Source organism: Planobispora longispora (genome assembly GCF_016863135.1).
GTDB lineage: Bacteria > Actinomycetota > Actinomycetes > Streptosporangiales > Streptosporangiaceae > Planobispora > Planobispora longispora.
The window spans coordinates 299,818-313,944 of record NZ_BOOH01000001.1 but is presented as its reverse complement, the minus strand read 5'-3'; the positions used below and the strand labels follow the sequence as shown (position 1 = coordinate 313,944).

Here is a 14,127-nt window from a genome sequence, read left to right as displayed (position 1 = left end):
CGGGCGGGAGAGCGTCGCCCGGGAGGCGGCGGGACGAGCACGAGGACTGACAGGACCGGGGAGGTGACCCGATGATTCCGGATTTCTCGGGGATCGAGCTGGGCGGCCGGGCGGAGGCCGTACCGGACGGCCTTGAGCGGTGGGCGCGGGCGGTCCGGGAGGAGACCGGTCACGGCCCGGACGAGCTGGTGTGGGAGACGCCCGAGGGCATCGGCGTCAAGCCGCTCTACACGGCCGCGGACGTCGAGGGGCTGGACTTCCCGGCGACCTACCCGGGCGCGGTGCCGTACGTGCGCGGGCCGTACCCGACGATGTACGTCAACCAGCCCTGGACCATCCGGCAGTACGCCGGGTTCTCCACCGCCGAGGAGTCCAACGCCTTCTACCGGCGCAACCTGGCCGCCGGGCAGAAGGGCCTGTCGGTCGCCTTCGACCTGGCCACCCACCGCGGCTACGACTCCGACCACCCGCGCGTGGCCGGCGACGTCGGCATGGCGGGCGTGGCCATCGACTCGATCTACGACATGCGGCAGCTGTTCGACGGGATCCCCCTCGACAGGATGAGCGTGTCGATGACCATGAACGGCGCGGTGCTGCCGATCCTGGCGCTGTACATCGTGGCCGCCGAGGAGCAGGGGGTGGCGCCCGGGCAGCTGGCCGGGACCATCCAGAACGACATCCTCAAGGAGTTCATGGTCCGCAACACCTACATCTATCCGCCGGGGCCGTCGATGCGGATCATCTCCGACATCTTCGCCTACACCAGCGAGCGGATGCCGAAGTTCAACTCGATCTCGATCTCCGGCTACCACATCCAGGAGGCCGGGGCCACCTGCGACCTGGAGCTGGCCTACACCCTGGCCGACGGCGTGGAGTACCTGCGGGCGGGCGTGGAGACCGGGCTGGACGTCGACCGCTTCGCGCCGCGCCTGTCGTTCTTCTGGTGCATCGGCATGAACTTCTTCATGGAGGTCGCCAAGCTGCGGGCCGCCCGGCTGCTCTGGTCCCGGCTGGTGGCGGGCTTCGGCGCGAAGGACCCCAAGTCGCTCTCGCTGCGCACCCACTCGCAGACCTCCGGCTGGTCGCTGACCGCGCAGGACGTCTTCAACAACGTGGTGCGGACCTGCGTCGAGGCGATGGCCGCCACCCAGGGGCACACCCAGTCGCTGCACACCAACGCCCTGGACGAGGCCCTGGCCCTGCCCGGCGACTTCTCGGCGCGCATCGCCCGCAACACCCAGCTGATGCTCCAGCAGGAGTCGGGCACCTGCCGGGTGATCGACCCGTGGGGCGGCTCCTACTACGTGGAGCGGCTCACCCACGAGCTGGCGGAGCGGGCGTGGGGGCACATCCGGGAGGTCGAGGCCGCCGGCGGCATGGCCAAGGCCATCGACGCCGGGCTGCCCAAGCTCCGCATCGAGGAGGCCGCCGCCCGCACCCAGGCGCGCATCGACTCCGGGCGGCAGCCGGTCATCGGCGTCAACAAGTACCGGCCGGACGCCGACGAGCCGATCGAGGTGCTCAAGGTCGACAACACCGCGGTGCGGGCCAGCCAGCTGGAGAAGCTGCGGCGGCTGCGCGCCGAGCGCGACCCTCGCGCGGTGGACGAAGCCCTGGCAGCGCTCACCAAGGCCGCCGACGCCGCGCTGAACGGCACCCGCGCGCCCGGCCTGGAGCAGAACCTGCTCGCGCTGGCGGTGGACGCCGCCCGGGCCAAGGCCACGGTCGGGGAGATCTCCGACGCGCTGGAGAAGGTCTTCGGGCGGCACGCCGGGCAGATCCGTACGATCTCCGGGGTGTACCGCGAGGAGGTGGGATCCGGCGTGGACGAGGTCCGTACGGCGTGCGCCGCGTTCGAGCGGGCCGAGGGCCGCCGCCCCCGCATCCTGGTCGCGAAGATGGGCCAGGACGGCCACGACCGGGGCCAGAAGGTGATCGCCACCGCCTTCGCCGACCTCGGCTTCGACGTCGACGTCGGCCCGCTGTTCCAGACGCCGGAGGAGGTCGCCCGCCAGGCGGTCGAGGCCGACGTGCACGTGGTCGGCGTCTCCTCGCTGGCGGCGGGGCACCTGACGCTGGTGCCCGCGCTGAAGCGGGCCCTGGCCGAGCTGGACGCCGACGACATCATGATCGTCGTTGGCGGCGTCATCCCGCCGGGCGACGTCGAGGCGCTGCGCGAGGCCGGGGCCTCCGCGGTCTTCCCGCCGGGCACCGTGATCGCCGAGGCCGCCCTCGGCCTGCTGGCGGACCTGTCGGCCCGGCTCGGCCATGAGTCCTGAGCCTTGAGCGCCCTTGAGGACTACGTCCAGGGGGTGCGGTCCGGGTCGAGGCGCTGGATCGGCCGGGCCGTCACCCTCGTGGAGTCGACCAGGGCCGACCACCGCGAGCTGGCGCAGCGGCTGCTGGTCGAGCTGACGCCGCTGGCGGGCGGGGCCCGCCGGCTCGGCGTCTCCGGCGTGCCGGGGGTCGGCAAGTCGACGTTCATCGACGCGCTCGGCACCCACCTGACCGGGCGGGGCCACCGGGTCGCGGTGCTGGCCGTCGACCCGTCGTCCACCCGGACGGGCGGCAGCGTCCTGGGCGACAAGACCCGCATGTCCCGTCTGGCGACCGACGACAACGCCTTCATCCGGCCCTCGCCGACCTCGGGGACCCTGGGCGGGGTCGCCAAGGCGACCCGCGAGGCCATGGTGGTGGTCGAGGCGGCCGGGTACGACGTGGTGATCGTGGAGACCGTGGGCGTCGGGCAGTCGGAGACCGCCGTCGCGGACATGGTGGACACCTTCCTGCTGCTGACCCTCGCCAGGACCGGCGACCAGCTCCAGGGCATCAAGAAGGGCGTGCTGGAGCTGGCCGACGTGATCGCGGTCAACAAGGCCGACGGCCCGCACGAGACGGACGCCCGCCGTGCGGCCCGGGAGCTGGCGGGGGCGCTGCGGCTGCTGCGCTCCGGGCGCTCCGAGCGCGCCGTGCCGGTGCTGACCTGCAGCGGGCGGGAGGGGACCGGCCTCGAGGAGCTCTGGCAGCAGGCCGTCGCGCACCGCGACGGCCTCGACGCCTCCGGGGAGCTGGCCGACAAGCGGCGGCGCCAGCAGGTCGGCTGGACCCGGTCCATGGTCGTCGACCGGCTCCTGCGGATGCTGCACGACCATCCGGGCGTGGCGGCCGTGACCGCGGAGGCCGAGCGCGAGGTCCTGGCCGGCACGCTCACCCCCGCGCTGGCCGCCGATCGCATCCTCGCGGCGTTCACGGAGGGTGAGCGCGGGGCGGCGTCCGGGCGGAGCGCCGGGGATGGTCGTGTTAACGGACGGTAACCAGCAGCGGATACCCGAATTTGCGACTATTTGGGGTCGATGCGAGCTTGATCACTACTGGCCGATCATGTGATACTTCGTCCGGAGAAATGCGAATGCTGTGATGTGACGCGCCTTTGACGTACGGCTCCCGTAGGGGGCGCACGGCGAGGTTCCGGGGTCCCGGAATGGCCGCCGGCCGATCCCGGCCCGGCTCCATATCCGGGACGGGAAAGGGACGCAACGGGTGTCCCGGCGCTGGATGTGCTGAACCGTCCGCCTGACCGCGGGCGGTTTTCCGTGTTGCGCGCTCACGTCACGCAAGGTGGGAGACGCGTGGCGATGTCGATCGAGGTGGAGGCCGGGCCCGTCCGGAAGGCGAGGCCCGTTCCGATGCGCAGGGCCCTGCGCAGGCTCATGGACGACCCGGCGGGCGGGCTGTGGGAGTTCGCGCAGGAGGCCGGGGGAGAGGTCGTCCGGCTGGAGCTGGGACCCTTCCGCCCCTACCTGGTGACCCATCCCGACCACGTCCAGCAGGTCATGCGCATGGAGTGGACGAACTACCAGCGCACGGGGATGTTCTGGCGCCCGCTGGAGCGGTTGTTCGGCAACAGCATCATGGGCGACGGCGAGCAGTGGCGGATCAGCCGGACGATCCTGCAGCCCCTGTTCACCACGCGGTACATCGCCACCCTCGCCGAGGAGGTGGCGGCCCGCGTCGCCGGGCGCATCGAGGAGTGGGACGGATACGCCCGCAGCGGGCGGTCCATGGACGCCACCGCCGAGATGTCGGGCATCCTCACCTACATCGTCAACCGGGTGCTGTTCGGGGACAAGCTGAGCCGGGAGGACGCCGAGCGCATCGTCCCCGCCTTCGACCTGGTGTCCCACTCGCTCGTCTTCCGGTTCCTCATGCCGTTCATGCCGTACGTCGTCCGGATCCCCGGAGACCGGGCCTGCCTGAGGGGCGTCAAGCAGATCGACGACGTGGTGCTCCCGATCGTCCGCGAGGCGATGGCCCGTCCCGACGACGGCGTCGACGTCATCTCCATGCTCTGCCGGTCCACCGACGAGAAGGGCGCGCCGCTCACCGCCAAGCAGATCCGCGACGCCCTGGTCAGCGTGTACGCCGCGTCGTCGGAGACCACCGCGATGATCCTCACCTGGCTGTGGCTCCTGCTGGACGAGCACCCCGACGTCGCGGCCCGGCTCCAGGCGGAGATCGACGACGTGGTGGGCGACGGACCCGCCCGCGCCGAGCACGTCCCGCAGCTGTCCTACACGCGGATGGTCCTGCTGGAGGCCCTGCGCCTGTACCCCTCCGGCTGGCTCCTGCCCCGGCACGTCATGGAGGACGGCGTGGTCGGCGGCGTGCGGATCAAGCGCGGCTCGACGGTGCTGCTCAGCTCCTACGCCACGCATCGGCTGGAGGAGTTCTGGGAGCGCCCGCACGAGTTCGACCCCGAGCGCTTCAGGACCGGCAACACCGCCGGCGGGGAGCGCCGGCACCGGTACTCCTACTTCCCCTTCGGCGGCGGCCCGCACAAGTGCCTGGGCGAGCACCTGTTCTACCTGGAGGCGCCGCTCGTGGTGGCGTCCATCCTCAGCCGGTTCCGCGTGTCGGTGCGCACCCCGGGACCGCACACCACCGCCTGGGCCGCCTCGCTGCGTCCCAAGGGCCGGATCGAGCTGGGAGTGTCCTTCGCGGCACGCGATCGGAGCGCGGTCACCCGATGACGGTCCATTCCGATCCCGGCGCCTGGCCGGGGGCGACGCGGTCCGGCATGATCTGCGCGGGGGCCGGGCGGGCCCAGCGGGACATGCGCGAGTGGGCGGAGACCTACCCCGGGCTGTTCTCCGCCAAGCCGTTCGACGCGGCCCTGTACAGCACCCTCTCGCTCGCCATGGCGTTCAGCGGCCCGTGGTTCACCCCCGGGCAGCTGAGGCTGGCGAACAAGACCTCCCTGTGGGCGTTCGGCCTGGACTGGCTCGTCGACTACGTCGCCACCTCGCGGGCCGAGGTGGCGGACATCGCCCGGCGCTGCCTGGAGACGGCCTCGGGCGCACCGCCCGTCCCCGGCGACGACCTCACCCGCATGCTCGCCGACATCCGCGACGAGCTGGCCGCCTCGCCCGCCTACGGCGAGCTGGGGCCGGTCTGGCGCGACGAGCTGGAGCGGATGCTGGGCGGGATGCTCGCGGAGTGGGACTGGAAGAGCGAGAAGGTCACCCCGACCTTCGAGGAGTATCTCGGCAACGCCGACAACCTCGGGTTCTCCTTCGCCTTCGCCGCCCACTGGATCCACGTCACGGCCGACGGCCCGGTCGCGGACGCCGGCCGGACGCGCGAGGCGAGCTGGGCCGTGCAGCGGGTCATCCGCCTCCTCAACGACCTGGGCACCTACGAGCGCGACCTGGCCTGGGGGGATCTCAACGCCCTGCTGCTCCTCGACCGGGCCGGGGTCGAGCGGCGGATCGCCGACCTCGCGGCCCGGAGCAGGGAACTGCTCGCCCCGCTCGGGGAGACCTGCCCGGAGCTGGCCGGATACATGGAGCGGCAGATGGACTTCTGCGCCGGGTTCTACCAGGTCGGCGACTACTGGGGGACCCTGTGACGGCGGCCCCCGTGACGTCGCCGGACGCCGTGTCGGCGGTCCCCGTGACGTCGCCGGACGCCGTGGCGGCGACCCCGCCGGAGATCGACGTGGCGGCCGAGGCGCGCGAGCTGGTCGCCGGGATGCTGGCCCGGCCGTGGGGGCAGGTGTCCGCCTCGCCGTACGAGACGGGCCGGGTGGTGAGCCTGGCCCCGTGGCTGGCCGGGCACGCCGCGCGGGTGGACTTCCTGATCGCCGCCCAGCGGGCGGACGGGAGCTGGGGCCCGCCCGGCTACGCCCTGGTGCCCACGCTCAGCGCGGTCGAGGCGCTCCTGGCGGAGCTGCGGCGCGAGACCCCCCGCGTCGACCGCGAGCTCCTGGCCAAGGTCGCCGCCCGCGGGCTGGAGGCCGCGCGGGACTGCTCGCTCCCGGCGGCCTCGCTGCCGGACATGCCGGCGATCGAACTCATCGTGCCGTCCCTGCTGAGCCTGATCGGCGGCCATCTCGACGCGGGGACTCCCGGCCTGGGCGGCGAGGGCCCCGGCCCGGCGCGGCCCGAGCCGCCCGCGGGGATGGGCGACGCCAAGCTGGCCGCGGTCAGGGCATGGCTCGCCTCGGGCGCGGCCGTCCCGCAGAAGCTGGTCCACGCGCTGGAGGTCGCGGGCAGGGAGGCGGTGGCCCCCTCCGCGGTCGTCCCCACGCCCATGCCCGGCGGGATGGCGGCCGTCGGGGCCTCGCCCGCGGCGAGCGCCGCCTGGCTGGCCGCGTCCGGTTCCGGTGTCGCGTCCGGTTCCGGTGTCGGTGTCGGGGGCGCCGTGTCCCTGTCCGGTGCCGGTTCCGGTGCCGGGAGCGTCGTGCCGTACGGCCGCGGCGGGCCCGCGGCGGAGGAGACGGCCGTGCGCCGGTACCTGGAGGCGGTCGCGGCCTCCTGCGGGGGGCCGGTGCCGTGCGCGCTCCCGATCACCGTGTTCGAGCGCGGCTGGGCGCTGAGCTGGCTGCGGCGCGCGGGCGTCCCCGTGGACGTCCCGCCGGAGTTGGCGGCGAGCCTGCGGGACGGGCTCGGCCCGGACGGGACGGCGACCGGGCCGGGGCTGCCGGCCGACGCCGACACCACCTCCGTCGCGCTGTACGCGCTGGCGCTGCTCGGCGAGCCGCGCGAGCCGGAGGGGCTGTGGCCCTTCGAGACGGAGACCCACTTCTGCACCTGGCGCGGGGAGGAGGGGACGTCCCTGACCACCAACGCGCACGTGCTCGACGCCTTCGGCTCCTACGTGCGCCGCGACGGCGGGGGACCCCGCCACGCGGACGTGGTGGCCCGGCTGGCGGCCTGGATCCGCGACCGCCAGGAGGCCGACGGGAGCTGGCGGGACCGCTGGCACGTCTCGCCGTACTACGCCACCGCCTGCTGCGCGATCGCGCTGCACGAGTTCGGCGGTGAGGAGTCCGCGGACGCGGTGGACCGCGCCGCGGCCTGGGTTCTCGGCGGCCAGCGCCCGGACGGGTCGTGGGGCCGCTGGGAGGGCACCGCGGAGGAGACCGCCTACGCGCTGCAGACCCTGCTGCTGACCGGCTCCGCCCGGCGGGACCGGGAGGCCGTGGGACGCGGGTACCGGCGTCTGCTGGAGATCCGCGATCGCGACGCGCCGCCCCTCTGGGTCGACAAGGACCTGTACCTGCCGGTGGTGATCGTCCGTGCGGCGGTCCTGGGCGCGCTTCACCTGGCGCGGAGCGAACTGCGACACTTACCGGAGCCTGACTCACGTTGAAAACCGACCGTAGAATCACAAAAGGGACAGAAAGTCGTATTTGCTCGACCTCGCCTTGAGTGTGTTTAGGGACATTGCTAGGGTTCGGCTGGTGTGACGTGGGGTGCCCTAGTCCTGCGCTTCTGCGGTCGTTTAGCGGATATGTAACGCATATGCGCTGACGCCGTAGGATATGACGTTTATTTATTTCAGCTTCCCCCGGGGTGGATGCCATGCGCTTGCGCAACGCGCGCTTGCGGACCAAGGTCACGGCACTTCTGGTGTCACTCACCGCGCTCTGGGCCTTCACGGCGTGGGTCACCGTCGGTGACGGCCTGAACATGCTGGGCGTGGCCACGCTCGACTCCGGCGTGGCCGACCCGAGCGAGAAGCTCATCGTCGAACTGCAGGCCGAGCGCCGGCTCACCGCGATCGCGCTGGGCACTCCGGGCACGGAGCGCCGCAACCGCGAGGCGCTGAGCGCCCAGCGCGAGCGCACCGACCGGGCGGGAGCGCGCTTCCGCGAGATCACCGGCGGGAACGGCGTGACGTTCTTCGGGAGCGAGACGCTGGAACGCCGCATCGGGGAGGTCCGCCGGCTGCTGGACGGCCTGCCCGCCGTGCGCAAGGCGGTCGACGAGGGCCGGACGGGCAGGACCGAGGCGATCGGGGCGTTCACCGGCGTCGTCGACTCAATCTTCCGCGCCTACGACGCGCTGGCCACCCTGGACGACCAGGAGCTCGCCAAGGACACCCGGACGCTCATCGCGATGAACCGCGCCCGGGACATGCTGGCCCAGGGGGACTCCCTGGTGATCGGCGCCCTCACGGCGGGCCGGTTGACCGAGGACGAGCGCGTGCGGTTCACGCAGATCGTCGGCACCCGGCGCTTCCTGCTCGCCCAGGTCGCCGACGAGCTGCCCGCCGCCGACCAGGACGCCTACCGGCGGATGGCCGCGGGCGAGCACTTCACCCGGCTGCGCGCCATGGAAGACCTGCTGATCGAGAACCCGAGCGCGGTCCCGGCCGGGCTGATCGACGCCAGGCGGTGGAGCGCCGACGCGCAGCCCGCGGAGTCCAAGCTGGCCGAGGCCGTGCTCACCGCCGGCAACGGCGTGGTCGAGCGCGCCGGCCCGGTGGCCGCCGGGGTCATCGTCCGGCTCGTGCTCGCCGGCGGCCTGGGCCTCATCGCGGTCATCGCCTCGGTCGTGCTGTCCATCACCACCGCCCGTGCCCTGGTCCAGCAGCTGGAGAAGCTGCGCGGCGCCGCCTGGGAGCTGGCCAACACGCGGCTGCCGGGCGTGGTGGAGCGCATCGGCCGCGGCGAGAACGTGGACGTCGCCGCCGAGGCGCCGCCCCTGGAGTTCGGCGACGACCAGATCGGCCAGGTCGGCAAGGCGTTCAACGTCGTCCAGCAGACCGCGATCGGGGTCGCCGCCGAGCAGGCCCAGCTCCGCCGGGACATCGCCGACATCCTGCGCAACCTCGCCCGCCGTACCCAGGGACTGGTCCACCGCCAGCTGAGCGTGCTGGACGCCATGGAGCGCCGCGAGCAGGACCCGAACGAGCTGCGCGACCTGTTCCGGCTGGACCACCTGGCGACCCGGATGCGCCGCTACGCCGAGAACCTCCTGGTCCTGTCCGGAGCGGCCCCGGGCCGCGCCTGGCGGGAGGCCGTGCCGATGCTCGACGTGGTGCGCGGCGCGCTGGCCGAGGTCGAGGACTACACGCGGGTGGACGTGCTGCCCATGGGGGACGTGGCGCTGGACGGGCGGGCCGTCGGCGATGTCATCCACCTGGTGGCCGAGCTGGTGGAGAACGCCGCCTCCTTCTCGCCGCCCTACACGACCGTGAAGGTCAGCGGGCACACCGTGGCGCACGGCTACGCGATCGAGATCGAGGACCGGGGCCTGGGCATGACCCCGCAGGACCTCGCCGCGACCAACGAGCGCATCGCCAACCCGCCCGAGCTGAAGCTGTCGGGCAACGCCCGCCTGGGCCTGTACGTGGTCAGCCGGCTGGCCGAGCGGCACGAGATCCGGGTGACGTTCACGGCCTCGCCGTACGGCGGCACCACCGTCGTGGTGCTGATCCCGCAGGACCTGATCGGCGACGGCGCCGCGGCGGCCTCGCCGGAGGCCGCCGTGCCCGCGGGGGTGAGCGCCCCGGCCGGGGCTGCAGTCCCGGCGGGCGGGATCGCCTCCCCGGCCCGCCCGGGCACGGTCGCGGCCACCGGCGGCTGGGACCCGTTCGCGGAGACGGCGTTCCCGGGAGCGGGGGCCGCGCCCGGCGGCGCCGTCCCCGCGGTCACGCCGTCGCCGGCCCCGGCTCCCGGGCCGATCCCGGCTCCCGCCCCGGTCGCTCCCGTCACCGGGCCGATCCCGGCTCCGGTCGCCCCCGTCACCGGGCCGACCCCCGCCGCGGTCGCTTCCGCCGGGCCGGACCCCGCTCCGCGGTCCGTTCCCGCCCCCGCCCCCGTCACCGGGCCGGACCCCGTTCCCGGTCCCGCGCCCGCCCCGATCCTGCCGCCGCCGGACACCAGCCACACGCCGGGCGGCCTGCCGCGCCGCGTCCCCCAGACCCACCTGGCCGCACCGCTGCGCGAGGACGAGCCGCGGCCGGCTCCGCGGGCCCCGGAACCGCCCGCCGGGGACGACGACCGTTCCCCGGAGGAGATCCGCGCCGCCTTCTCCTCCTACCAGGCGGGAACGCGCCGCGGCCGGTCCGACGCCGCCCAGCTGCTCGGCGAGGGCGGTGAGAGCGGCGAGTCCCCGGGGGGCGATCGGCCGCCCGCGTGACCCAGACGACCCCGATCCGCGCATGCAGGCTCCGGCCCGCCGGACGGCCGGAGCCGAACGACGGCCTAAGAAAGAGGACAACGAGTGGTGCAGGGAACAGGGTCCGTCACCGATCTGGCCTGGTTGCTGGACGACCTGGTCACACGGGTGGCGGAGGCTCAGCACGGGATCGTTTTCTCCACCGACGGGCTGCTCATGGCGTCTTCGGCGGGCCTCGACCCGGCCGACGCGGAGCACCTGGCCGCCGTGGGCTCGGCGATCCAGAGCCTGGGCCGGGGCGTCAGCGACCGGGTCCACGGCGGGGCGGTGCGCCAGACCATCATCGAGATGCGCTCGGCCTATCTGCTGGTGTCCACCGCGGGACAGGGCGCCTGCCTGGCGGTGCTCTGCACGAACGAGGCCGACGTCGGGCTCGTCGCCTACGAGATGGCCATGCTCGTCACCCGGGTCGGCCAGTACCTCACCTCGCCCGCGCGGACGCCGGGAGCCTCCGCCGGCGGTGATGCTCGGCGATGAACCCCCGTGACGAGCATCACAACGCCCAGTGGATCGGCGAGGAGGCCGGGCCGATCGTCCGGCCCTACGTCCTCACCCGGGGCAGGACCGAGCCGACCCGCGGCCGGTTCGACCTCATCACGCTGGCGGTGACCGTACGCCCCGCGCTGCCGGGCGGGATCGGGCTCAGCCCGGAGTGCCTGGCCATCGTGAACCTGTGCCGCCAGCCGCAGTCGGTGGCGGAGATCGCCGCCCACGTCAACCTGCCCGCGGGAACCGTCCGGGTCCTGCTCAGCGACCTGCTCGACCAGGGATACATCGCCCTGCAAGAACCACATTCGGAGACGGACATGCACGACGAGAGGATGTACAGGGCGGTGCTCGATGGACTCCGTGCGCTCTGACCGCGACGCCGGACGGGCCGTCCTGCCCAAGGCGATCAAGATCCTGGTCGCGGGCGGCTTCGGGGCGGGCAAGACCACCCTGGTCGGGGCGGTCTCCGAGATCGAGCCGCTGCGCACCGAGGAGACCCTGACCGACCGCAGCGTCGGGGTCGACGACCTGGCAGGGGTGGAGGGCAAGGCCACCACGACCGTCGCCATGGACTTCGGCCGCATCACGATCGGCGACGCCTACCGGCTCTACCTGTTCGGCACCCCGGGGCAGGAGCGGTTCTGGTTCCTCTGGGACGAGCTGGCCCTCGGCGCGCTGGGAGCGGTCGTCTTGGCCGACACGCGCAGGCTGGCCGACTGCTTCCCCGCCCTGGACTACTTCGAGCGGCGGGAGACGCCCTTCATCGTGGCGGTGAACTGCTTCGACGGCGCCCGCCGCTACGACCTGGAGGAGGTGCGGCTCGGGCTGACCCTCCCCCCGCAGGTGCCGATCGTGCTCTGCGACGCGCGCAGGCGGGAGTCCGGCAAGGATGTCCTGATCGCGCTGGTGGAGCACGCCATGAAGGTACGGCTCGGCCACTCGCTCTCCGCCGGCCCGGGACGGCTGGAAGCCATCCCGTAGTTACATTTATCAACCCGAGTAGCGATAAATCCCCCCAGCGGGCGGGCGAAGCCTCAACGGTCCGCGCTCGCCGTGTCACGATGACGGCGATCATGGAGGTTCTACACGGGGAGACACCCATGTGCGACGACGATCCCGGCATGTCCCCGGCCATGGCGCGGGCGCTGGACGACTACCGGGCGCTGCTCGCCGCCCACGGCGTCACCTGGGGCGAGGACCCGATCTTCTACGTGAAGTCGATGGCCGCCGACGCCTACCTCATGGGCCCGCGCGACTTCTGGGGCACCTGCTACCGCAAGGTCGCCGAGCGGCACCCGGGCGCCGACGTCAAGGAACTGGAGGACCACCTCCTCGAACTGGACATGGCCGAGATCGTGCGCGACGTCCTCGCCGGGGACCTGCCCGACAACCTCGCCGCGCTCCGCCTCACGCGGGACGGGGCCGCGCTGGAGGCGCGGCCGCGGGCCGTCCTCGGCGGGCAGGTCCTGCGCACGACGCTGCTGGTCGACTCCGCCCGGGACGAACCGGCGACCGTGCTGGTGGACGGGGAGGCCCACGAGGTCGGCCCGCGCGGCGCCCTGCTGATCCCGATCACCGGCGGGAGCCGGGTCGCCGCGGACGGCGCGGAGATCGACCTGGCGCCGCTGTCCCGCCCGGCCGCCGCCGCCCGCCTGCGGGTGCGCGCCGGGATGCCGTGCCGGTGGAGCGTGTCCGGCGCGCACGGCCAGGGCTGGTATCCCGAGGGCGCCCCGCACCGGCGCGACGCCCTGGTGCGGCCCTACTTCCACGGAGACGACCTCGTGCTCGACGTCCCGGCCGAGCCGCTGGCCGTCCGCGTCTGGCGCGGCATGGAGTACGGCTCCGCCCAGGTGACCGTCACCCCCGCCGAGGGCGAGGAGACGCTGGTCGAGCTGGTCCCCCCGCGGCTCTACGACGCCGCGGCCCGGGGCTGGTACGGCGGGGACATGCACGTCCACCTCAACTGGGCCGGGGACATGGTCGGCACCCCCGCGCTCGCCGCCGCCATGCAGCACGGCGAGGACCTGCACGTGCTCAACCTGGTCGCCGGGAACGTCTCCTCCGCGCGGGTCTACGACGCCGAGGCGCTGGAGCACTGGGCGGGCAGGGACCTGCCCTGGTCCGACGCCGCCCACCTGGCCCGGATCGGCGTCGAGTACCGCAACGACCTGCTCGGCCACTTCTACGCCTTCGCGCCCGAGGCCCCGCCGTCCCGCTTCCACACCGGCTTCCTGGGCGCCGCCGACTGGCCGCCCAACAGCGCCGCCTGCCAGGAGCTGCGGGCCCTGGGCGCGGTGACCGGCTACAGCCACCCCTTCCACGTCCCCTTCGCCGAGACCGACGGCCCGCGGGCGGCGCTGCTGTGGCGGCGCAACTGCTCGGCCCGGGAGATCGTCGCCGACGCGGCGCTCGGCCTGATCGACAGCCTCGACGTGCTCAACCACTCCTCGATCGAGGCGACCGCGCTCGTCTACCGGCGGCTGATCGGGGCCGGCAACCGGCTGGCGGTCACCGCCGGGACCGACAGCATGGTCTCCTTCGCCCGCCGGGGCAACCAGTCCAGCCCGCCCGGCTGGGAGCGGGTCTACGCCCGGGTGGACGGGCCGCTGAGCGCCGCCGCGTTCGCCGAGGCGATCCGGCGGGGCCGTACCTTCGCCACCACCGGTCCGTGGCTGGAGCTGTCGGTGAACGGGAACGGGCCGGGGGACACCCTGCGCCCGTCGCCCGGGGACCGGGTCACGATCACCGTCCGCTCGGTCGGCCCGGAGGTGGAGCGGCTGGAGATCCGCACCGCCGCCGGGGTGCTCGCCGAGGGGCCGGGCGGCCACCTGGCCGTCGAGCTGGCCGCGGACCGGCCGGACTACGTGGTCGCGATCGCCTCCGGCGGGCCGCACGAGCGCAGCTTCCACGCCACGGGCGTCTACGCCTGCACCAGCCCGGTCTACCTCGACGTGGACGGCCGCCACGTGGCCCGCCCCGAGGACGTGCGCTGGTGCCTGGACTGGCTGGACGCGCTGGAGGCGATGGTCCGCGAGGAGGGCAGGTTCGAGACCGCGGCGCAGCTCGACGACCACCTGGCGCTGTACGAGCGGGCCCGCGCGGTCTACCGCGACCGCCTGACCTGACCGTTCCCGCCGGGACACGGGCACCTGCCGTGGGACCGGCGGGA

Annotated in this window: 9 protein-coding genes and 1 pseudogene; all 10 read left to right on the top strand. The window is 73.6% G+C overall.

Translation table 11 applies throughout. From position 1 onward, the window contains the following. The first annotated feature begins 71 nt into the window (after positions 1-71). The 10 genes and pseudogenes from scpA (at position 72) to Plo01_RS01355 (ending at position 14,083) form a co-directional block, all read left to right on the top strand. Entirely contained in the window at positions 72-2,279 is a 2,208-nt protein-coding gene (gene scpA, locus Plo01_RS01400; protein ID WP_203888586.1) for a methylmalonyl-CoA mutase, read from the top strand. A 3-nt stretch (positions 2,280-2,282) separates the two neighbouring features. Continuing rightward, complete coding sequence (meaB, locus tag Plo01_RS01395; protein WP_203888585.1) at positions 2,283-3,314, top strand: methylmalonyl Co-A mutase-associated GTPase MeaB; 1,032 nt, start codon at positions 2,283-2,285, stop codon at positions 3,312-3,314. A 321-nt stretch (positions 3,315-3,635) separates the two neighbouring features. Then, a complete protein-coding gene (locus Plo01_RS01390) occupies positions 3,636-5,030 on the top strand; it encodes a cytochrome P450 (RefSeq protein WP_239315788.1) in 1,395 nt (464 codons plus the stop codon). After that, the gene (locus Plo01_RS01385) at positions 5,027-5,908 is read left to right on the top strand and encodes a terpene synthase family protein (RefSeq protein ID WP_203888583.1); all 882 of its coding nucleotides are present in this window, start codon (positions 5,027-5,029) and stop codon (positions 5,906-5,908) included. The genes Plo01_RS01390 and Plo01_RS01385 overlap by 4 nt, the downstream gene beginning before the upstream one ends. Positions 5,909-5,919: 11 nt before the next feature. Next, on the top strand, positions 5,920-7,653 hold the full coding sequence (locus tag Plo01_RS01380) for a prenyltransferase/squalene oxidase repeat-containing protein (protein ID WP_239315736.1): 1,734 nt from the start codon (positions 5,920-5,922) through the stop codon (positions 7,651-7,653). Positions 7,654-7,865: 212 nt separating this feature from the next. Beyond that, a pseudogene (locus Plo01_RS01375) lies at positions 7,866-9,719 on the top strand (sensor histidine kinase); the annotation flags it as partial. A gap of 795 nt (positions 9,720-10,514) precedes the next feature. Beyond that, positions 10,515-10,946 (top strand): roadblock/LC7 domain-containing protein, encoded by a 432-nt coding sequence (locus Plo01_RS01370; protein ID WP_239315735.1) that lies wholly within the window; start codon positions 10,515-10,517, stop codon positions 10,944-10,946. Beyond that, a complete protein-coding gene (locus Plo01_RS01365; protein WP_203888581.1) occupies positions 10,943-11,329 on the top strand; it encodes a DUF742 domain-containing protein in 387 nt (128 codons plus the stop codon). The genes Plo01_RS01370 and Plo01_RS01365 overlap by 4 nt, the downstream gene beginning before the upstream one ends. Beyond that, a complete protein-coding gene (locus Plo01_RS01360; protein ID WP_203888580.1) occupies positions 11,310-11,939 on the top strand; it encodes a GTP-binding protein in 630 nt (209 codons plus the stop codon). Before Plo01_RS01365 ends, Plo01_RS01360 begins: the two co-directional genes overlap by 20 nt. Positions 11,940-12,058: 119 nt before the next feature. After that, positions 12,059-14,083 (top strand): CehA/McbA family metallohydrolase, encoded by a 2,025-nt coding sequence (locus Plo01_RS01355; RefSeq protein WP_203888579.1) that lies wholly within the window; start codon positions 12,059-12,061, stop codon positions 14,081-14,083. Positions 14,084-14,127 lie beyond the last annotated feature (44 nt).